Origin of the sequence: Flavobacterium fluvii, assembly GCF_900129545.1 — a bacterium.
In the GTDB taxonomy this organism is placed as follows: Bacteria; Bacteroidota; Bacteroidia; order Flavobacteriales; family Flavobacteriaceae; genus Flavobacterium; species Flavobacterium fluvii.
Genome location: NZ_FQWB01000005.1, coordinates 146,034 through 166,519, shown reverse-complemented (window position 1 = coordinate 166,519; position 20,486 = coordinate 146,034). Strand labels below are relative to the sequence as shown.

Genomic DNA, 20,486 nt, shown 5'->3' with positions numbered 1-20,486 from the left:
GTTTAAATACGTAATAATAAAAAATTTAAAATTAAGTAAGTTATGAGTGCTACTATTCGAGTTGTCTTGGCAGATGATCATGTATTTGTGAGAGACGGTATCAAATCATTATTGGAAAACGAAGCCAACATAAAAGTTGTCGGAGAAGCAACCGATGGTTTGGAAGCCTTAAAAATAGTAGAAACCGAACAACCCGACTTACTGATTTTAGACATTCGTATGCCTAACTTGACGGGTATTGAAGTGGTCGAAAAATTGAGAAGCCAAAACAATTTCGTCAAAATCGTGATGCTTTCCATGCACGAATCCGAAGAGTATGTCTTGAAATCCATCAAAGCGGGAGCCGACGGTTATTTGTTGAAAGGTTCCAGCAAAGAGGAATTCCTGAAAGCTGTTCAAACCGTTGCCAATGGCGGAAAATACTTTAGTGGCGATATTTCGTCCATATTAATTGGACAATTGAGCAATCCTGTTGCAACAGCGGAAACCAAACAGTCTTTGGAAGAAGACATGGTTATCACTAAAAGAGAAAAAGAAATCCTGAAATTACTGTTGTCCGGAAAAGGCAACAAAGAAATTGCGGAAGCTTTGGACATCAGTAAAAGAACAGCCGAAGTGCACCGTTTTAATTTGATGAAAAAACTGAAAGTCAAAAATTTGATGGAACTTTCCAATAAAGCCAATGAATTTTCATTGCTTTAATTGCTTGTTTTCTAGTGTATTGGTGTTTAAAACTACGTATTTAAACTAAAATTACGTATAAATACGTAATTATTTTTCATAAACTGCGAAAACGCAGGTTTTTATTGAGTAGTAGTACTTATTTTTGTTAAAAAATATAAGTATTATGAAATCAACAAATTCTTTATCGCAATCTCACAGAATCTTATTTCTGAACACCCTTGCTTTTACAATCTGTTTTGCTTGTTGGACTCTTAATGGTGTACTGGTTACTTTTTTGGTAGATAACGGTATTTTCAAATGGGATGTCGTTCAAGTAGGCTGGCTTTTGGGAATTCCAATTCTAACAGGGTCAATTATGCGTTTGCCAATCGGAATGCTGACCGATAAATATGGTGGAAAATATGTTTTCTCTCTATTGTTGTTGCTGTGTTCCATTCCTTTGTTTCTACTTCCATTGGCTGACAGCTTCTTTATGTTTGCCGTTTTAAGTTTCATGTTCGGTATGGTGGGAACCAGTTTTGCCGTTGGTATTGGATTTACTTCTATTTGGTATCCAAAAGAATGGCAGGGTAGGGCTTTGGGGATTTTTGGAATGGGAAATGCGGGTGCAGCCATTACCACCTTTATGGCGCCGTCTTTGTTAAACCAATTTTCGATTGAAGATCCACAGAATGGTTGGAAATTATTGCCGGTTATATACGGTGTGGCTTTACTTGTTATAGGAGTTTTATTTTTGATTTTTACCAAAAACAAAAAGATTGAAAACCATACCAAAACTGTTTCTCAAATGTTGGGTTCTCTTAAAAGCGTGAGAGTTTGGAGATTTGGAGCTTATTATTTCTTGGTATTTGGATGTTTCGTGGCCTATGCACAATGGTTGTTGCCCAACTTTATGAACGTGTACCAAACGAGTTTGGTAATGGGGGGAATGTTTGCTACGATGTTCAGTTTACCATCGGGTGTTATTCGTGCTTTTGGAGGTTATTTGTCCGATAAATTTGGAGCGAGAAAAGTAATGTATTGGGTTTTGTCTTCTTCTGTAATATTAAGTGCCTTGTTGATGGTGCCCAAAATGGACATCACCACGGCTGGTCCTGGTGTCATGGCCGGAAAAAAAGGAATGATAACCGAGGTTTCCGAAACCAATGTAAAAGTGGGAGACAAAGATTTTGCCATCAATAAAAAAGTGGAAAAACCGGTTGAAAGTACTGTTTTTCCAACCAAAAACTCTTGGCAAGAAGTGGTTGTCAAAGAAAACCAAGAGGTGAAGAAAAAAGAATTGTTGGCCAAAGGAGTTACCGCCATTCATTTTAGTGCCAATATGTGGGTGTATCTTGTGTTGGTAATCCTGATTGGTATTTCTTGGGGAATTGGTAAAGCGGCGGTTTACAAACATATCCCGGAATATTTCCCGACAGAAGTGGGTGTAGTGGGAGGAATGGTTGGAATGATAGGTGGATTGGGAGGATTTTTTGGACCAATCATCTTTGGATATTTGCTGACCAGTACCGGATTTTGGTCCAGTTCATGGATATTTATCCTGATATTCTCGTCCATTTGTTTGATTTGGATGCACAGAACAGTGACCAAAATTATGAACGAAAAACAGCCAGCCTTGGCTAAAGTTATGGAGCGTCAATCTTCCAGAAAATAATATAACAAGTTGGTAAAAAAAAGCCTTTGATTGAGTTCAAAGGCTTTTTTGATTAAACTTATTCGGCAACAAAACCCGAAGGCAATGCCAATAACTGGAATTGAATAGTTTTTGCCAGGCGGTAATCACCCAGGGCATTGGGATGCAGTCTGTCCGTTTCTTTGTTATGGAAGTATTGCGCTTGTGCATCGGCCATTGGAAAAAGACCACTCGTCGAATAGAGGTCGATCAACGGAACCGCCCAATAGGAAGCCGCTTGTTTCAAAATTGCTACATAGGAATCGATATACAATCCTTGCCCGTTGGCATAGTTTTCGTCAGGTTGCACGTTCTTCTCGTTAAACTTGGCATATCCCCTGTGAATGGGAGTCATAATGATAATTTGTTGTTGTGGAAAATTGTTCTTTAGGTACGACATCGCTTTATTGATTCGTCCGCAAAAGGTTGAATCATTCAGGATTGGAGTCCGGTATTTATGCGTCACTTCCTTTCCGTTAAAGTTGGTTTGCTTTGTTGTTTCACTGAAAAACTCGCCCAAAGGCGTATCGTGCATATAGTCATTCGTGCCTGCAAAAATCAATATGGCGTCAATGTTTGTTCCTTTTTCGTCGTGCAACTTTACCGACTGTTTGTAAATGTCGTTCCACTGATTTCCGCTGACGCCATATACAAAAGGGTCTATTCCCAGCAATTCATTGAGATATTCCCAGTAAACATAAGTAGTTCCAACACGGCGTTTGTCCGTCATCGAATCCCCTAGAAAAGCAACTCGCTTGCCCTGCCATTGTGAGGTTGGTGTTTTTTCTTTGTCTGTTACTTTTACTTTTGGAACCGCTTGTTGTGCAGATCCATTGAAACCAACGGTCAATAAAAGGATACTTGCAATTATGTGTTTCATTTTTTAAATTTATGGTTGTGCAAAAATAGTTATAGTATTCTGGTTTTGTTCAACACGAGTTTCGTTGTTCGCGATAGTGCTAAATAACTTTTATGTTTAAATATCGATGTTTGCAAAATGAAAACTTTTGGTTATATTTGTCCTATGAAAATCTTGGTAAAGAAAACGATTTTATTTTATATCAAAAAGTATCCGATTGCTGAAACGCAGTTATTAATTTGGTATAACGAATTTTCTAAGTACGAATTCAATAATTTTAATGAATTAAAAAACGTCTATGGAAGTGCGAGTATTGTAAATAGCAATAGAGTTGTTTTTAATATTAAAGGGAATGATTTTCGATTAGTGGTTTCAATAAATTTTTTACAAGGCGCTTGTTATGTAATTTGGTTTGGAACACATGCAGCATATGATAAAATCAATGTTGAAACTATAGCATTTTACACCACAATTTTAATTGATAAAAAATAATAATTATGGACTGGAAAGTATTAAAAACAGAAGAAGATTACAACAACGCTTCCATCCGTATGATGGAAATTTTTCACGCAGAACCCAATACGCCTGAAAATGACGAGTTGGATTTGTTGATCGTCTTGATAAAAGACTATGACGAAAAACATTACCAATTACCTGAACTCGACGCTCTAGAGGTTATAAAATACAAAATGCAAGAAATGGGGTTGAAAGCAAAAGATTTGGAGCCTATAATCGGAAGTAAAGGCCACGTTTCAGCAATCCTCTCAGGAAAGAGGGAAATCACTTTGAAAATGGCTCAAAAATTGAAAAATTATTTTAGCATTCCTGCCGAGGTATTTTTACACAGTGCTTAGTCAAAAAACAGTGTTTTTTGCGATTTTTGGTAGCAGAATTGCCTAATGCGATTCTGCACTAACGTCGAGAGGATATGTTTGCGTGGTCGGGTTTATGTGATATTTTGATTTAGAGCTTCAAGAATTTCATCGATATTACTTAAAACTTTACAATTATAAACTTCATTTAATTTTCGTTGGTTAATCATAGTTCTCAATTCTCGTTCTGTGAAAAAATAGTCGAAGTAAGGTAAAGCTGCTGAAACGTGTAAAAAATCAAAAGTATCATTTCCATCTTTATATTTCCGATTCGTATTCCATCTAGCTACAGCGTTCATTTCTGGAAATATTCGGTAAGACGGAAGTTTATCATTAAGTTTTTTTAGTTTAGATAAATTATAAATCATATTTTTCCAACTTTTAAAATTTGTATTTTGATGTTCTTGGTCTGAAACTTTGTTTCCTGTTTCATCAAAATAGAATTCCTCAAAGTAACTATTTAAATCGTTTTCAAACTCTTGTAAATAGCCACCTAATTCAGATAAGTACATTTCATGAAAATTTTTGTTTTCGTCTTTGTATTTTTCTTTTCCATAATTTAATGAGTCAATGTCATCTTTATGGTAAAACGGTTTTAAATTAGAACTTGCTTCAAGTTGAGTTAAAATATTTTCAAAAGAGATATCGCTTAGGAAATTAATAAATCCACCTTTAAGCATTTCTGGATCATGTTTTACAAAAATAGGCAACAGTATTATTAAAGAAATTTTACTCCAAACTATTTCGTTTAAATTGTATAGAGGCTTTCCTAAATTGCCTTTTACAAACTGCAAAAATTCTAATTTTTGTCGGTCCTTTTCACAAGCAATTGAAATTCCTCTTGATAATTTATCGATAATTAACGCTGAACGTTTTAATGAATTAGAATCAGTTTGCTTTAAAATTTCCCAAAAAGTAATTTCACTAATTGGCAAAATTACTTTCTTAGCTTCTACAAGTTCAATAAGGCAGCTACGTAATAATGTATCCTTGTCTGTTCTACAGTCCCTAATTCTAAGCCAGTAATTCGTGTCAAGATAAATTTTTGTTTGAGCAGAGATCGATTGGCCAATATTTAATTTGATGTTTAATAAATCTTGATTGTTCATTGGTTCGTCTCAAAAAAATGTCACTTAATTTGTTTATATGTATAACAAAATCATACAAAGCCACCCTGTTTTGGATAGATATGTATGATAAATAACATACTTTATTTAAAATCAAATATATAAATAATTATTTACAAATTAGGAAAAGAACATTTTAAGATATTATCTTTTCCCAAAGATTTTGGAGGTTTTTTTGTGTATCCTTATTCCTGAACCAGACATAAATAAATCATAATAAAGTGGAAAAAAATAGTTTTTAAAAATGCTAAATATTTGTGGTTTTTATGATGAAATATTGAATAATTATTGAGTTTTGTATAACTTTTGTTGGTTATTAGCAACTATAAGATTATTTAAATTAAAAAAAAAGACAGAATTCCTTTATTTTTCCGTAACTTTTTGTTTAATTTGCCATTTAAATATAACCCCTAAAAAATCTACTATGAAGAAAATTACTTTATTATTTATTTTATTTTTTGCATTAAATGTTAATGCACAAGTTACCGATTTTGTTTCTGGCTTAAATTCTCCCAATAGACTTTTAGTTAGCGGTACTAAATTGTATGTACAAGGATCATCTACTATTTATGTTGTAGATGTAACTGCACCAACACCAGTTGCTTCACCTATTTATACGGCACCTGCACATCAATATATTTCAAATTTCACCCTAAGTGGAACATCTTTGTATTTCTCTTTTGAAACGTTTAATGCGGAAGAAACTCAACAATTGGCTTGTTCTATTTCTAAAATTGATGTAACAAATACAGGTGCTGGAGCTGTTCCTGTGCATTCAGGTACTAATTATATTAATGCTTTAACAGTTTCTGGAAATACCTTGTATTTTGCATCAGAAGTAGAAATATCCAATAATGTCAATTCCACTTTAAACAGTTTTGATCTTACTGCTTCAAATCCAGTACCAACTCCTATTATTTCTGGATTTAAGGTTGTAGAAGATTTAGAAGTTAAGAATAATATTGTTTATGTTTCTGACAGAAATAACCAAAAAGTGTATAGTGTAAATTTAGCAAGTCCATCTTTGGTTACGTTCGTGAATGCTTTGTTTAATAAAGGTACATTTATTAATAATGATGAACTATACATCACTGACGGTAACCAAGTTAAAAAGGGTTCTCTTTTAGGTTCAGCACCTATTTCTACACAAGTAGTTGGGCAAAACTCGACTTCTGTTAATTTTAGAGATGTAGTTTTAATAGGAAACAAAATGTATCTATCCCTTCAAGAAAACGGGAAAATAGTTACAATAGAAGATACTACATTGTCATCTAAAGAGTTTGCTTCAAATACATTTTCATTATTGAATAATGATGCTGTTTTAACTTTAAACGGATTAGACTCAAAACAAAAAGCAAGTGTTTATAATTTATTAGGTCAATCTATTATTGAAACCGATTTAGATGCTTCAAATAATACACTTAATATTACTAATTTAAATTCTGGTGTTTATGTTTTGAAACTAAATGAATTGGGAACATCATTTAAGTTCTTGAAAAAGTAATCTAAATTTTTCTGTAAAAGCCGAATCCTTTACAATTCAACTATTTGAATTGTAAAGGATTCGGCTTTTTTAATTAATAGAAAATATTCTAATCATATTTTCTTTAATCTAATATCAATTTCCCTATCCACATAAGTCCATTCTTCGGTTTTTCGTAATGAAACTAAAAGTTCTTCGAAAGCATCGGCATCGGCAGGGGCGTATTCGAACCAAGTCAAAAAATCAAAGGGTTCGCCAATATCGCGAGAATGGAACAACTTTCGGGCAATGGCGGGCAGGTATTTCATTCCGGTGTGGGTGTGTTGGGATTTGTTTTCCATTATTTTCCGACGTTCGTCTTGCGCCAAGTTCCACCAAGCTTCCGATTTCCGAATGGGAATAAAGGCGGCAAGTGTGGCTTGTGGTCTTCCCAAATCTTCTTGAACGGCAACCAATTTGTCTTTGTCTTCTTTTTCGGTGTAACGCAAATTGCTGACAATTCCTTTGAGAGTCCAGATTCCTGTTTCGGATTGCACCAAATTTCCGGGCACTTTTTTTAAATGGGAAACAGGGGTTACAGGATTGCCTTTGAGTGTTGTCATTGAAGTTACTTTCCATTCACCGGCAGTATCTCCGATGAAATCAAAAATTGTATTTGCCATAGTATTTCTTGATTTAAATGTTTATTATCTTTTTACTTTTGATTTTACTGGAATAAAAAACTCACCGTCTCTTCGAGTGATCCCGCTTTTGGACGGGATTGTATCGAGAAGCTTATAATGGTAGTGTTCTCGATACATTTTATTAAAAAAAGCTATCGCATTTTTTAATAAAACACTCGAACTGACGCGTATTGTTGAATTCATTTATCATAAGTAAATTTTAAGACTAATTGGTGTTTTCTTTTCTTGATTTATCCTATAATCAAAGAATCCCCATAATGCCATGCCATTACGGGGATCTCCAACTAAAAAAGTAATTAAAAACTAACTTTTATACACTACGCCCATATCTTCGATAGAGAATTTATCGGTTAACAAGTGCAGTAATTTATCTCTTAACTCAATATATTCGGGCATTTTCACGATTTCGATTTTGTTTCTGGGTCTTGGTAAATGCACTTCCACAATTTCCCTGATGGTTGAAGCTGGACCATCGTTTAGAACCACGATTCGATCCGACAAAAACAAGGCTTCTTCGATGTCGTGGGTAATCATGATGATGGTTTTGTCACGATTGTTCAAATTCCATAATTTCAATACTTCCAGTTGCATGGAACTTTTGGTAAAGGCATCCAAGGCACCAAATGGTTCATCCAATAACAAGACCCCAGGATTGATGGCAAAGGCTCTTGCAATGGCAACTCTTTGTTTCATTCCACCTGACAATTGTCCGGGTAATTTATCCCTGTGCGAAAGTAAATTAACCATTTTTAGGTTATGGTCCACGATTTCGTGTTTTAATTTTTTGGAACAATCCATAACTGAATCGACTGCTTGGAAAATATTTTCATGAACGGACATCCATGGCAGCAAAGAGTAGTTTTGAAACACGATTCCCCTGTCTGGGCCTGGGCCTTTTATTGTTTTTCCGTCCAGTTCAACTGTTCCTCCCGTTGGATTCAACATTCCGGCAATGGCGTTCATGATGGTCGATTTTCCGCAACCCGAGTGACCAATAATGGAGATTATTTCTCCTTTTTTGATGGATAGATTAATATCTTTTACTGCAATATATTTTCCTTTTGGAGTTGGAAAAGAGATTTCCAAGTTCTTGATTTCTAGATAGCTCATAATCGTATGTTTTTAGAGTTGTTTTTTATTAAGCTTTATAAGCTACTTTGTTTTCGATGAAAGTGAATATTCTGTCAAAAAGCAATCCCACGATTCCAATGATTAGAATGGCCGATATTACTTTTTCAAGACTCAAGGCATTCCAGCTGTCCCATACAAAGAATCCAATCCCTGCTCCGCCGGACAACATTTCGCCAGCCACGATAACCAACCAAGCGACACTGATGCTTAGACGTAAACCCGTAATAATATGGGGTAAACTATAAGGAATCAATATTTTGGTCAAGTATCTCGTTTTAGAAAAACCAAATGCTTTGGACACATTTTTATGGTCTTGCGGAATCGATGCCACACCAAAAGAAGTGTTGATGAGCGTGGACCACAACGAAGTGATGAAAACGATGAAGATGGTTGCCATTCCGGTATCTTTGAAAACAACCAACCCAATTGGGAACCATGCCAAAGGTGAAACTGGTTTAAGCAATTGCACGATTGGATAAAATATTTGTTTGCAAATGGTATTGGCTCCAATTAAAATCCCGATTGGAATGGCCACTAATGAACCCATTAAGAATCCCGAAAGTACCGTTTTGATGGATTGGAATAATTGCAATCCAATTCCTTTGTCATTTGGCCCATAATCGTAGAACGGGTCGCTCAACATTTCTTTCAACACGGTCAAAGTAGATACTGGGCCAGGTAATGCGCCTTCAGTATAAAGGGTTAACAAACTCCAAAATCCTCCAAATACCAGTAAACCGATACTTGCAAAAAGTATTGATTTTGATTTTTCAAAAATTGTGTTTAAAGTTAATTTTAAATTTTCTGCTACAGCACTCTTTGGTGATTCTGTAGAAACATTGATGGATGAGTCTAATGCATCAAATGTTAGTGTGTTTTTATCTGACATGGTAATACAATTTAATTAGTTTTTAATCTTTAATTTGAGTTGAAGATCAATCGCCATTCCTCCTCTCAGGAAGAGGAATAGGACTGATTTTACTTTATTATCTTTTTACGACTTTCAAATACGCTGCAGGGTTTTTAGGGTCAAAAACTGTTTTGTCCATGGTAAGTGAAAACGGTTTCATGTCGTCGGCAGGTATTTTTATTTTCATGCTCTTGGCTACTTCTTCGTATAAATCTTGCAAGATTAATTTATCGGCAATGGCTTGGTAATCTGGAGCTTCTTTCAAATATCCGAATCTTACATATTGTGCCATAGCCCAGATTGCATACGATTTACGAGGGTAATTTACTGTTCCGCCTTTGTAAAACAACATGTAATCTTTGTCATATACTTCTGTACCTTGGTTGCAACCCAAATCGTAATTCCCCATCAACCTGTTTTCGATTACATCGGCTGGAGCATTTACATAAGGAGCTTTTCCAATAATTGCGGCAGCTTTTTTACGATTTCCGGGATTGTCCAACCAGATACAAGCTTCCATAATCGCTTTCATTACTTTTACAAGATCCGCTTTGTGTTTTGCGCTAAATTCTTTGTTGACTACCAAGGCTTTTTCTGGGTGGTCTTTCCAGATATCTTGAGAGGCTACTTGAGTAAATCCAATTCCTTGTTTTACGGCAACTCCACCCCAAGGCTCTCCAACACAGTATCCGTCCATATTGCCCACTTTCATGTTCGCCACCATTTGTGGAGGAGGAATAGTGATGATTTTTACCGCTTTTTGATTCAAACCGGCAATTGACATCCAGTTGCGCAACCATAAATCGTGGGTTCCACCAGGGAAAGTCATGGCAAATGTTACTTCTTTTTCGGCTTTCAATTTGGCGGCAACCACTGGAGTAACTTTGTTCATTTGTTTGAAACCAACTTTTCCACAAAAATCATTCGAAAGAGTAATGGCTTGTCCGTTTACGTTCAACATCATGGCAATTTTCATTTCTGATCCCGCTTTTCCACCTACTCCGGTGTACACTGAAAACGGCATGGAGTACAAACAGTGTGCTCCGTCCAATTCGCCTGTCAGGATTTTGTCGCGAACATTGGCCCAAGAAGATTCTTTGGTTACCACTACTTCAACACCATATTTTTTGAATAATCCCAATTCTTTTGCCATAACGATTGGAGAGCAATCCGTCAATGGAATAAATCCTAATCTTACTGGGTCACTTTGAGCATTTATTGTAGTGAAAGCCGTGCTTACTGTTACTAACAAAACCAATATCGATTTTGTTAGTGTTGCTATTTTATTTTTTATAGTTTTCATCTTGATTTGTTTTTATTAATTACATTTTTTTGGTTGCAAGGAAGTTTGGTGAAAATTTTAAGGCAACATAAGCCCATTGTGGAGAAAGATCTGCATTGGTAACATTTTTAACCTGGGCAGATGCCATCGTATTCGTTGCTTGCATATAAGAATAACCCGCTTCGATGTTGATTAATTTGGTAAAGTTGTAAGTCATTTTCAAATCTAATTCTGTACCTAAATAACGTGTTCTTGTTCCGCCAGCACCATTAGATATCGCATTGGCTGATTGAAAACCATGAACATCTGCGAAGAAAGTCATCTTGTCCGTATAATTGTATTTGGCTTTGAAGAAGTAGTTGAGCAAACCTTGATTTCCAAAAGGACTCGCTACGTAGAAATAATCCATTGTTCCCCAAAATTTGTGTGGTGTTCCGTAAAGAGGATCAAATTTATTGCTTCTTGAATCAGCAGTTACTGGTTTTGTTCCGTCAGTTCCAGATAAAAAATCAACTCCAGGACCTACAAATAATTTACGTCCTAATTGCACTGTTGATGTGATAGAAGCTAAATTGGCACTTAAAACACGGCCTGTTTTATCTCGACCTCCTTGGTAGTAGTAGCTTCCAGTAAAATTAATTTTTCTGGTAAGGTTAACTTTGTAATAAAATCCAGATGTAGTACGACTCCATACTCCTTGTAAAGGTGTGTAAACACTGGCTATTGTGGTAAATTTGTTAAAATCATCTTTAAAGAACAGTAAAGATAAATCTCCGAAGAAGAATTTTTTACCTATATAAGCATATTGAAATGATTTGTACATGGTACCTATTCCATTGGTTCCAGCAGGATAACCAGCTGTAGTGGGAGGAATTCCATTGTAAAGAGTACCAACATTCAATTCTTTATTTTGATTGAATGCTGCTCCAAGGTCAGCAATCCATCCTTTGTTGGCAAATTTGAAGACAACGGCATCATGTCTTCTTCCTTGTTGCAACCAGTCTAGGTTTCCTAAAACTTTTTGATCATCATAAGCAATTTCCTGACGTCCAATTTTTAAGGAGATATTTTGAAATTTGCTTACAGTGTCATTTAGTATAAGTTCTGTCCAAGCTTCGTGTAGTAAAACTCCGTTGTTGGCTTCCGTAGTTGTTCTGTTGATGGAAGATTGGTCTTGACCCCAAACCCTTACGTCTTGCAATGCCAAAAATGCTTTAAAACGATATCCTGTATATCCTACATTAAGTCTGGTTCTTTGAGAAGTAAACAAAGCAGAGTCGTCTCCTTCTTTTTGCAAAGTTCCTTGTCCGTCTCTAAGTTCTGTTCTAGGTCTTATTTGTCCTGTTACGGTTAATTGGGCTTTTGCTTCGTTTTGACCGGCCAATGCTAATACAAGCCCCAAGAAAATAGATTTTGAAAGATTTGCTTTTAAGTTTGTTTCCTTTTTGAAACCTTGAATGTTTAGTAATTTAGTTTTAACGTTTTGCATAATAATATTTGTTTTAATTAGTATGAAGCAAATTTACGTAAGTATTAATACTTAGATGCTATGTATAAAACAGACCAAAATAACTTTTTAATGCTAAAAATATCGTAATTAAGATGGTTTTGTTCCTGCTTTTTGACAGATAATGAGCGTTAAGTCAAGTATAGTAAGGGAATTTAAAAGGTAAGTACCTAGTGTGAAATACGTATAAAAGAGTTTTGAGTTCAGAAGAAAATGATTTTCTGCCTCATATAAAGCTTGAAAAGAAGGGAAATTATTAAAATAAAAGAAGGAGAAATACAGTCTTTAGGATTGAAGACTAGGTGTTTTTATAGAAAAACCAAGAAATGGAAATGGAATGGAGTAGGAAAGTGTGTAGCAGGAATTACTTGTGTTCCCTGATTTCGGCCTTTAATTTATCGACATTGACCAAGCCTATTTTTTTGCCCACCGTTTTAATGAGGGCTTCTTTTTTTAAACTTGATATTACTCGTATCACTTGTTCATCAGTGGTTCCGGCGAAATCAGCTATTTCTTTTCGGGACAAATCAAGTTCTATGACGCCGTTTGCCTGACCGAATTTTCGATGTATGTATAATAAGGTGTCAATTACCCTTTCTCTTACGTTCATTTGGGCAATTTTTCGAATGTTGTTCTCGCTTTTGTTCAATTCCTCGGCGTAAAACAGCATCAAATCAAAGGTGAATTCGGGGATGGTATGCAGGATTTCGAGCATGTCTTCATTGCTGAAGTTGCATAAAATGGTGTCTTCCAAGGCATAAGCTCCGATAAGGTAACGCTTGCTGGTACCAAAACCCCTGAAACCAACAGTGTCGCCATTTTTGGTCAATCGAACGATTTGTTCCCTACCGTGAATACCTGTCTTTACGGTTTTTACCTTTCCTTTGTATATAAAGTACAATCCCTGTATTGGTGCGCCTTCAATGATAAATTGTTGCGATTTTTTGCAAACGAAACTACGTTTTTTTTCAATGTAGATTTTCATTTGCTCCAAATGAATGTGTTTTTTGATAAAACAATTTTCATTGGTACAGCTAATGCAGTTGGCTTGATCTTCTCTCATTGACATAAATTTAATTATTTTGCAACTTCAATTTATCCTAAAAACTTATTTTGAACAAATTTATAAAAAAATATTCAATTTATACGTATTTATACGTAAAAATACTTATTTTTACACTTTCGAAAAGAGAGAACAAGTCGACAAGTTAGACTTCCATCATTAATAAAGAAATTGTAATGCAAAATTCAGAAATCAAAACGACGTGTTCCTATTGTGGTGTAGGATGCGGAATTGTAGTAACTAATGATGCTAAAAATGGAGTTACGGTAACCGGAGATAAAGACAATCCTGTAAATAGAGGCATGCTTTGTTCTAAAGGGATGAATCTTCATTATGTTGTAAACGATACTTCAGACAGAATCCTGTATCCAGAAATGCGATGGAGTAAATCACATCCCATGGAACGAGTAAGTTGGGATGCCGGATTGGATCGTGCTGCAGCCGTATTTTCTTCCATTATAAAAAAACACGGACCTGACAGTGTTGGTTTTTACATTTCAGGACAATGTCTTACCGAAGAATATTATTTGGTAAACAAACTGGTAAAAGGATTCTTGAAGACTAATAATATAGATACCAACTCTCGTTTGTGCATGAGTTCGGCGGTGGCGGGTTACAAGAAAACTTTTGGGGAAGATTCCGTGCCGATTGCTTATGATGACATCGAACTGGCAGACACGTTCTTGATTACGGGAGCCAACCCTGCTTGGTGTCACCCGATTCTTTTTAGAAGATTGGAACAACACAAAGAAAAAAATCCAAAAATAAAAATAATCGTGGTCGATCCTCGAAAAACAGATTCCGCCCTGGCTGCCGATTTGCATTTGCAGATTATTCCCGGAACGGACATTGTTTTGTACCACGCTTTGGCCAAACGCTTAATCGAAAAAGGCTATGCCGATAAAGATTTTATAAATAACCACACCGAGAATTTTAAATTATATAAAGACTTGGTGATGTCCAGTTCGCTGGAAAAAGCCTCCAAGCTTTGCGGAATATCAGTGGACCAAATCAAACAAGCTGCCGATATTATTGGAAAAGCCAAAGGATTTATTTCGCTTTGGGCCATGGGATTGAATCAAAGCGCCATTGGAGTGGATAAAAACACCGCATTATTGAATCTTTCCTTGCTTACGGGGCATGTTGGAAAACCGGGTTCAGGCCCATTTTCTTTAACGGGTCAACCGAATGCCATGGGGGGACGTGAAGTAGGAGGAATGGCCAATTTACTGGCTGTTCACAAAGAATTGGCTAATCCAGTGCATCGTCAGGAAGTGGCCGATTTTTGGGGTGTTGACGGTATTTCCGAAAAACCGGGATTGACCGCCACCGAAATGTTCGAAGCCTTGGAATCTGGAAAAATGAAGGCAATCTGGATTATTTGTACCAATCCAATGGTGAGTTTACCCGATTCTCGAAGAGTGGAGAAAGCCTTGGCAAACGCCAAATTTGTGGTGGTTCAGGATATTTCACACAATTCGGATACCTCGAAGTTTGCCGATTTATTGTTGCCGGCCGCTGGTTGGTTGGAAAAAGAGGGAACGATGACCAATTCTGAAAGACGAATTTCTTATTTGCCAAAAGGAATCAATGCACCGGGAGAAGCACTTCCAGACGTGGATATCTTGATGCGTTTCGCCAAGAAAATGAATTTCACGGGCTTCAATTTCAATACTACCGAAGATATATACAAGGAGCATTGCTTGATGACCAAAGGAACCAATATCGATATTTCCTATTTGAATTACAGCCGTCTTAAAAACGAAGGCACCTTTCAATGGCCGGTTCCCGATTATGGACATCCGGGAACACCGCGTTTGTTTGCCGACAAAAAGTTCTTCACGCCTTCGCAAAAAGCGATTTTCAATATCCCGACGGCTATCGAAAATACTTCTCCAGCACCAAATGACGAGTTTCCATTTGTATTGACTACGGGACGTATTCGTGACCAATGGCACACGATGACCAAAACGGGAAAAGTTTCTCGATTGATGACGCATATTCCAAGTCCGGTACTCGAAATAAATCCAATTGACGCCTTCAAATCAAAAATTGAAGAAGGAGATATTGTTGTGGTAACGAGCAAAAATGGGACGGTTCAAGTTAAAGCAAAAGTTTCGGACACGATTCGTGAAGGGGTGGTTTTCTTGCCAATGCATTGGGGAAAACAATTGGAAAATGATTTGAACCGAACCAACAACTTGACCAATACTATAGTTGATCCAGTTTCGAAAGAACCCGATTTTAAATACACGACGGTTTCCGTGATCAAATACGTGAAGCCTTTCGAAAAAATTGCCGTGGTTGGAGCAGGGGCAGCCGCTTTCCGATTCATCCAAAACTACAGGGAAATTAATAAAACCGACGAAATAATTGTTTTCTCGAACGAAGAAAATCCTTTCTACAACCGTGTTTTACTGCCGGAATACATGACGGGAGAATTTACTTGGGAGCAGCTTTTGAAAATTAAAAAAGAAGCACTGGAGAAGTTGGACATCACGATGCGTTCGAACGTTGCTATCGACAACGTGAATGCCAAGGAGAAAACTATTTTGGACAGCCAAGGTGTTTTACACACATTTGATTCCTTGATTTTGGCCACCGGAAGTCGTCCATTCGTGCCTGAAAATGCACAATTGCATTTGCCGGGACGATTCACGATGCGAAAAAAGAGCGATGCCGACCGATTGAAAGATTATTTGGATACTACCAATTTACCGGCCGAAGACCAACACGTGGTTATCGTGGGCGGTGGTTTATTGGGTCTGGAATTGGCGGCAGCCTTGAAACACAAAAAAGTAAAAATTACCATTATTCAACGAGCTTCCAGGTTAATGGAGCGTCAGTTGGACAGGATTTCGAGCAAGTTGTTGGCCGAGGAAGTACAACTTCGCGACATCCAAATTTATTTTGACAACGAAGTCAGCACGGTATTCGAAACGGATAATTCAAACGAATTGGAAATTGCCCTGAAAAGTGGTCGAATTATTACCGCCAATGCCATTGTTTATACCATTGGAACCATTCCAAACATAGAAATTGCCAAAGAATCAGGACTTTCTTGCGGACGTGGGGTAAAAGTAAACCAGTATTTGCAAACTTCGAATCCCAATATTTTTGCCATTGGCGAAATAGCCGAATTCGAAAATAAATTATTTGGAATCACGTCAGCCGCAGAAGAGCAGGCCGATATTTTGGCCAACTTTATGTCGGGTGACATCAGCAGTTTTTACAAAGGTTCCATCTTGATGAACATACTGAAACTGGAAGACATCAATTTGTGCAGTATTGGCGAAATTGAAGTGCCGGAGAATGATGATACTTACGAGGAAATCGTGTTTTCGGATTTAGGAAAAAGATATTACAAGAAATGCATCGTCAAAAACGACTTGTTGGTTGGCGCCATTTTGATGGGGGACAAAAACGAATTTGCCGAGTTCAAAACGATGATTGAAAGCAAAATAGAGTTGTCCGACAAAAGGAATACTTTATTGAGGGGAAGTTCCAATGCGAAGCCTGTTTTGGGCAAACTCGTATGTTCTTGCAGCCAAGTGGGAAGTGGAAACATCGAGGAATGCATCAAAAGCGGCGTGACCAATTTTACGGAATTGTGCAAAACAACCGGAGCAGGATTGGGTTGCGGAAGTTGTAAAACCGAAGTGAAAGAGATTTTATCAAAATGTAAATAAGATATAGTTGGCAGATTTCAGGTTGCAGTTAGCAATAAATCTGAAATCTGAAATCTGAAATCTGAAATCTGAAAATTATGGAATTGACAAGATTAATAGTAAAAGGAGGCGTTATTTCGCCAGGTGAATTGCGAGAAATTGTAAACATGGCTTTGGAACAAGGATTGGAAGCCATCTCTTTTGGTTCTCGCCAAGACATTATTTTTCCAAAAGGATTTACGGCCATCGGAAAAGAGAAAGCCGGGAAACATCATTTTGTTTACCCGAATGAAAAGAGCGGCAACAACATCGTTACTTCTTATGTTTCGACGGATATTTTCAGCAACACGCCTTGGCTTACCGGAAATAAATTTCTGTATATCTTGGAACAATTCAAGAGCAAACCCAAGTTAAAGGTGAATATTACCGATCCTAAACAACAATTAGTTCCTTTGTTTACAGGTCATGTCAACTTTATTGCGTCACACCACGAAGATTATTGGTTTGCTTATATCCGTTTGCCCAAATGGGAAAAAATGGAAATGTATCCCGTATTGATTTACAGTTGGAACATAGCGGAGGTGTATTATGCCATCGAGAAAATATTGGAAGAAGAACCCGATTCTGCCGACATGATTTTTCAATTGGTCAACGATGCCTTGGACACCAACAACAGAACCATCGACAAACCGTTGCATATCCCGTTTTACCCTTTCCCTTATTACGAAGGGATGAATAAACTGGGCATCGACCAATATTGGTTGGGCTTGTATTGGAGAAACAACCTTTATGATTTGGACTTTTTGAAAGAAATGTGCGATTTGTGTTTTGATTGCAAAATTGGCAAGATTTGTATCACGCCTTGGAAATCGTTTATTGTAAAAGGTATTCCAAAAGAAAGAAAACTGGATTGGGAAAAATTCCTTGGGAAAAAGGGAATCAATGTAAGGCATTCGTTGTTGGAACTCAACTGGCATTTGCCGGTGGCCGAAGAATGGGCGTTGAATTTGAAGACTTTCTTGGTACGAACGCTGGACCAGTTCGACATCAGTACTTACGGACTAACTTTTGGATTGTCTGAATACAATCGTGACGGGCATTATTTCACGTCGATAGTTGTTGAAAAAAATGATGTTCCAAAAGATTTGGAATCCATAAAAATCAGGGCAACCTACAATGTTTTGTATGCCAAAAATTTTGACCCGAACACCAAAGAATACATCGTTCATACCCAAGATGTGGACAAGTTGGAACTGCCCAACATTCTGATTGAATTGAGTCGAAAATATTTTGATGAATTGGGTAATTCGACCCTTGAAGTAAGTGCAACATCAGCCAAAAAGGAACAAAAAGAGCAGGATATTCATCAATGTCAAGAATGCTTGACCCTTTATAATGCCGAATACGGCGATTCAACGCAAGGCATCGAAAAAGGAGTATTGTTTGCCAATTTGCCGGAAGACTACCATTGTTCACTGTGTGAATCGCCTAAAAGTAATTTTACAAACTTTCTGGAAAAAGTTTAATTTTACAAGCTCGGCAGTTTAATGATATTGAATACTAAAAAAGAAACCATGAAGACACGATTCAAAAAAGTAAGTTCCTCCCATATCAGTATTTCGGAACTAATGCTCCCTTCCCACACCAATTTTAGCGGTAAAATACACGGAGGGTATGTCTTGTCTTTACTGGACCAAATAGCCTTTGCTTGTGCATCAAAATTTTCTGAAAATTATTGCGTAACGGCTTCTGTCGATACGGTAAACTTCTTGAAGCCCATAGAAGTGGGAGAGTTGGTTACCATGAAGGCCAGTGTCAATTATGTTGGGAACAGTTCGATGGTTGTCGGGATTCGCGTGGAAGCCGAAAACATTCGAACCGGAGAAATCAAGCATTGTAATTCTTCTTATTTTACGATGGTTGCCAAAGACAACGAAGGGAAAAATGTCATGGTTCCCGGGTTGATTTTGACAACCTTGAAAGAAGTAAGTCGTTATGAACATAGCGTAAGACAGCTTGCCCTAAAAAAAGAAAGAGAATATCAAAAAGGAATTGCCACTTTTGGCTCCATTGAATCTATTTTGAGTTCCAACGAATATAATGTCAAGGTGGAATTGGAGTAGTTTTTTCACGATTAATAAATATACTCGTCCCTTTGAATGATACCGCTCTTGGCGAAAATCAATCGAAGGGACGACTTGTTTTTATTTAATACTAAAATGGTATTATTGCACGTTATTAATGCGTAAATTAGCATAACTATTGCCACAATTATTAATTAACGTATACTATTTACCATGAAAAATTTAGGCCTATTTTGTTTACTCTTGGCTTGCATTGGACTCGAAAGCTGCAATACAAAACCAAAAGACGTTGAAGTTCAAGCCTTGGATGAAACACCGACAAGCGTGCAATGTTATAAAGCGTTGTATGAAAAAGACACCCTTGATTTAAAAATCAACACCTTGAAAAGCGGAAAAATAACCGGAGAATTGGTGATGAAAGTTCTTGACAGAGCTGAAAAAGTTGGGAAAATCGCCGGAGAATTCCGTGGAGATACCTTGTTTGTTGATTATTCGTTTATTTCGGGTACAGATAAAGCTACATACAAAAATCCAATGGCATTGCTAAAACGCGGAAACGAACTCATCTTGGGCAACGGAAAAATAGAAACCTATTTGGGAACTTCTTCTTTTGTCAAAGGCCAACCCATAGATTTTGACAACGTGAAATATAAATTTACCGCTGTTGATTGTGTTGGTAAATAATTGATTATTAAGTAATTATTAAAAATAAAAACCCCGTTTAAAATTTTTTAAACGGGGTTTTTATTGATTTTAAATTTTGAAAGGTTTGTAAGAGTTATGGATTTTATAAAATGTTTATTCTTTAACGATAGTTTCCAAAATATCTTTAGGAGGAATGAATTGAAATGGTTTTGCCCAATTTTCTGTTTTCTTTTTTAAAGGATACGTTACTTTCCATACTGTTTTTATTTCATTTTCATCAACCTCAAAAAATTTTGTCACAATCCATTTTCCATTAATCCATTCAAGTTTACTTCCGCTTCCACCACCATTTCCAATGTAAAATTCCGTAATCTTTTTTTGGTCAATGTAAAATGTTGGATTTGATAGGTTAGATAATTGTTCGTTTAAAATGTAGTCGTGTTTTTTAATATCATATAGGTAAACTCGGATTTTGTTTTTTAATCCTGTTCCAGATTGTCCATAATACCCAATTACAAAATCTTTGATAGCATCATAATTCAAGTCAATTAAAGTATCAAAATCAGCCGAAGTAATTTTGCTTTCGTGATTAAATGCTTTTAATAACTTTTTGCTTTTAGCCTTTAAAGTTGCTTCATTAACATTTTTGTTTTGTGAATTACAACTAGCGAAGATAAAGAAGGAAAATAGGAGGGCTAATATATTCATAGTGGTATTTTTATTATAACTTCAATTCGTTTAATATCCTCAAAAAAGCTAAATTTTTTATTGTAAATTTAGTGGAATTAAACTATAATTATGAGGTTTTTAGCTCAA

General features: G+C 36.5%; 18 protein-coding genes. 9 read left to right on the top strand and 9 right to left on the bottom strand.

From position 1 onward, the window contains the following. Nucleotides 1–42 precede the first annotated feature (42 nt). Together BUC16_RS12445 and BUC16_RS12440 are read left to right on the top strand one after the other, a co-directional pair. Nucleotides 43–702 carry a response regulator gene (locus tag BUC16_RS12445; RefSeq protein ID WP_073371004.1) on the top strand — a complete coding sequence of 220 codons (660 nt, stop codon included), beginning with the start codon at nucleotides 43–45 and terminating at the stop codon, nucleotides 700–702. Nucleotides 703–847: 145 nt separating this feature from the next. Continuing rightward, nucleotides 848–2,338, top strand: coding sequence for an MFS transporter (locus BUC16_RS12440; RefSeq protein WP_073371002.1), 1,491 nt, complete (start codon nucleotides 848–850; stop codon nucleotides 2,336–2,338). Between the two features lie 58 nt (nucleotides 2,339–2,396). On the opposite strand, the gene BUC16_RS12435 is transcribed toward BUC16_RS12440, so the two are convergent. Then, nucleotides 2,397–3,236, bottom strand: coding sequence for an SGNH/GDSL hydrolase family protein (locus BUC16_RS12435; protein WP_084546199.1), 840 nt, complete (start codon nucleotides 3,234–3,236; stop codon nucleotides 2,397–2,399). A 117-nt stretch (nucleotides 3,237–3,353) separates the two neighbouring features. On the opposite strand from BUC16_RS12435, the gene BUC16_RS12430 reads away from it, so the two are divergent. Beyond that, on the top strand, nucleotides 3,354–3,707 hold the full coding sequence (locus tag BUC16_RS12430; RefSeq protein ID WP_244534364.1) for a type II toxin-antitoxin system HigB family toxin: 354 nt from the start codon (nucleotides 3,354–3,356) through the stop codon (nucleotides 3,705–3,707). A gap of 5 nt (nucleotides 3,708–3,712) precedes the next feature. After that, entirely contained in the window at nucleotides 3,713–4,069 is a 357-nt protein-coding gene (locus tag BUC16_RS12425) for a helix-turn-helix domain-containing protein (protein WP_073371001.1), read from the top strand. Between the two features lie 92 nt (nucleotides 4,070–4,161). On the opposite strand, the gene BUC16_RS12420 is transcribed toward BUC16_RS12425, so the two are convergent. Continuing rightward, nucleotides 4,162–5,196, bottom strand: coding sequence for a hypothetical protein (locus tag BUC16_RS12420; protein WP_073370999.1), 1,035 nt, complete (start codon nucleotides 5,194–5,196; stop codon nucleotides 4,162–4,164). Between the two features lie 442 nt (nucleotides 5,197–5,638). On the opposite strand from BUC16_RS12420, the gene BUC16_RS12415 reads away from it, so the two are divergent. Beyond that, a complete protein-coding gene (locus BUC16_RS12415; RefSeq protein WP_073370997.1) occupies nucleotides 5,639–6,718 on the top strand; it encodes a T9SS type A sorting domain-containing protein in 1,080 nt (359 codons plus the stop codon). 92 nt (nucleotides 6,719–6,810) lie between these two features. On the opposite strand, the gene BUC16_RS12410 is transcribed toward BUC16_RS12415, so the two are convergent. The 6 genes from BUC16_RS12410 to BUC16_RS12385 all read right to left on the bottom strand — a co-directional run bounded on the left by BUC16_RS12410 (nucleotide 6,811) and on the right by BUC16_RS12385 (nucleotide 13,273). Then, nucleotides 6,811–7,359, bottom strand: a complete 549-nt coding sequence (locus tag BUC16_RS12410; protein WP_073370996.1) for a chlorite dismutase family protein — start codon at nucleotides 7,357–7,359, stop codon at nucleotides 6,811–6,813. Between the two features lie 324 nt (nucleotides 7,360–7,683). Continuing rightward, on the bottom strand, nucleotides 7,684–8,490 hold the full coding sequence (locus BUC16_RS12405) for an ABC transporter ATP-binding protein (RefSeq protein ID WP_073370994.1): 807 nt from the start codon (nucleotides 8,488–8,490) through the stop codon (nucleotides 7,684–7,686). A gap of 28 nt (nucleotides 8,491–8,518) precedes the next feature. Then, on the bottom strand, nucleotides 8,519–9,400 hold the full coding sequence (ntrB, locus tag BUC16_RS12400; RefSeq protein WP_084546196.1) for a nitrate ABC transporter permease: 882 nt from the start codon (nucleotides 9,398–9,400) through the stop codon (nucleotides 8,519–8,521). Nucleotides 9,401–9,497: 97 nt separating this feature from the next. Then, nucleotides 9,498–10,724 carry a CmpA/NrtA family ABC transporter substrate-binding protein gene (locus BUC16_RS12395; protein ID WP_073370993.1) on the bottom strand — a complete coding sequence of 409 codons (1,227 nt, stop codon included), beginning with the start codon at nucleotides 10,722–10,724 and terminating at the stop codon, nucleotides 9,498–9,500. A 19-nt stretch (nucleotides 10,725–10,743) separates the two neighbouring features. Continuing rightward, nucleotides 10,744–12,192 carry an alginate export family protein gene (locus BUC16_RS12390; RefSeq protein ID WP_084546194.1) on the bottom strand — a complete coding sequence of 483 codons (1,449 nt, stop codon included), beginning with the start codon at nucleotides 12,190–12,192 and terminating at the stop codon, nucleotides 10,744–10,746. Between the two features lie 382 nt (nucleotides 12,193–12,574). Beyond that, nucleotides 12,575–13,273, bottom strand: coding sequence for a Crp/Fnr family transcriptional regulator (locus BUC16_RS12385; RefSeq protein ID WP_073371250.1), 699 nt, complete (start codon nucleotides 13,271–13,273; stop codon nucleotides 12,575–12,577). Between the two features lie 176 nt (nucleotides 13,274–13,449). Between BUC16_RS12385 and BUC16_RS12380 the strand changes: the two genes are divergently transcribed. From BUC16_RS12380 to BUC16_RS12365, 4 genes are all read left to right on the top strand, one after another. Next, nucleotides 13,450–16,962 (top strand): nitrate reductase, encoded by a 3,513-nt coding sequence (locus BUC16_RS12380; RefSeq protein ID WP_073370991.1) that lies wholly within the window; start codon nucleotides 13,450–13,452, stop codon nucleotides 16,960–16,962. Nucleotides 16,963–17,039: 77 nt separating this feature from the next. After that, nucleotides 17,040–18,467 (top strand): rubredoxin, encoded by a 1,428-nt coding sequence (locus BUC16_RS12375; protein WP_073370989.1) that lies wholly within the window; start codon nucleotides 17,040–17,042, stop codon nucleotides 18,465–18,467. A 48-nt stretch (nucleotides 18,468–18,515) separates the two neighbouring features. Further along, complete coding sequence (locus BUC16_RS12370; RefSeq protein ID WP_073371249.1) at nucleotides 18,516–19,064, top strand: acyl-CoA thioesterase; 549 nt, start codon at nucleotides 18,516–18,518, stop codon at nucleotides 19,062–19,064. A 174-nt stretch (nucleotides 19,065–19,238) separates the two neighbouring features. Next, on the top strand, nucleotides 19,239–19,709 hold the full coding sequence (locus tag BUC16_RS12365) for a hypothetical protein (RefSeq protein ID WP_073370987.1): 471 nt from the start codon (nucleotides 19,239–19,241) through the stop codon (nucleotides 19,707–19,709). A 114-nt stretch (nucleotides 19,710–19,823) separates the two neighbouring features. Here the strand turns inward: BUC16_RS12365 and BUC16_RS12360 are convergent, their stop codons facing one another. After that, nucleotides 19,824–20,378, bottom strand: a complete 555-nt coding sequence (locus BUC16_RS12360) for an XAC2610-related protein (protein ID WP_073370986.1) — start codon at nucleotides 20,376–20,378, stop codon at nucleotides 19,824–19,826. Nucleotides 20,379–20,486 lie beyond the last annotated feature (108 nt).

Bases quoted from the DNA above. Each gene is read 5' to 3' on its own strand.
- BUC16_RS12430 (WP_244534364.1), top strand. From the start codon at position 3,354: ATGAAAACTTTTGGTTATATTTGTCCTATGAAAATCTTGGTAAAGAAA.
- BUC16_RS12440 (WP_073371002.1), top strand. From the start codon at position 848: ATGAAATCAACAAATTCTTTATCGCAATCTCACAGAATCTTATTTCTG.
- BUC16_RS12360 (WP_073370986.1), bottom strand. From the start codon at position 20,378: ATGAATATATTAGCCCTCCTATTTTCCTTCTTTATCTTCGCTAGTTGT.
- BUC16_RS12365 (WP_073370987.1), top strand. From the start codon at position 19,239: ATGAAAAATTTAGGCCTATTTTGTTTACTCTTGGCTTGCATTGGACTC.
- BUC16_RS12445 (WP_073371004.1), top strand. From the start codon at position 43: ATGAGTGCTACTATTCGAGTTGTCTTGGCAGATGATCATGTATTTGTG.
- BUC16_RS12425 (WP_073371001.1), top strand. From the start codon at position 3,713: ATGGACTGGAAAGTATTAAAAACAGAAGAAGATTACAACAACGCTTCC.
- ntrB (WP_084546196.1), bottom strand. From the start codon at position 9,400: ATGTCAGATAAAAACACACTAACATTTGATGCATTAGACTCATCCATC.
- BUC16_RS12380 (WP_073370991.1), top strand. From the start codon at position 13,450: ATGCAAAATTCAGAAATCAAAACGACGTGTTCCTATTGTGGTGTAGGA.
- BUC16_RS12370 (WP_073371249.1), top strand. From the start codon at position 18,516: ATGAAGACACGATTCAAAAAAGTAAGTTCCTCCCATATCAGTATTTCG.
- BUC16_RS12390 (WP_084546194.1), bottom strand. From the start codon at position 12,192: ATGCAAAACGTTAAAACTAAATTACTAAACATTCAAGGTTTCAAAAAG.
- BUC16_RS12410 (WP_073370996.1), bottom strand. From the start codon at position 7,359: ATGGCAAATACAATTTTTGATTTCATCGGAGATACTGCCGGTGAATGG.
- BUC16_RS12395 (WP_073370993.1), bottom strand. From the start codon at position 10,724: ATGAAAACTATAAAAAATAAAATAGCAACACTAACAAAATCGATATTG.
- BUC16_RS12420 (WP_073370999.1), bottom strand. From the start codon at position 5,196: ATGAACAATCAAGATTTATTAAACATCAAATTAAATATTGGCCAATCG.
- BUC16_RS12375 (WP_073370989.1), top strand. From the start codon at position 17,040: ATGGAATTGACAAGATTAATAGTAAAAGGAGGCGTTATTTCGCCAGGT.
- BUC16_RS12415 (WP_073370997.1), top strand. From the start codon at position 5,639: ATGAAGAAAATTACTTTATTATTTATTTTATTTTTTGCATTAAATGTT.
- BUC16_RS12435 (WP_084546199.1), bottom strand. From the start codon at position 3,236: ATGAAACACATAATTGCAAGTATCCTTTTATTGACCGTTGGTTTCAAT.
- BUC16_RS12405 (WP_073370994.1), bottom strand. From the start codon at position 8,490: ATGAGCTATCTAGAAATCAAGAACTTGGAAATCTCTTTTCCAACTCCA.
- BUC16_RS12385 (WP_073371250.1), bottom strand. From the start codon at position 13,273: ATGAGAGAAGATCAAGCCAACTGCATTAGCTGTACCAATGAAAATTGT.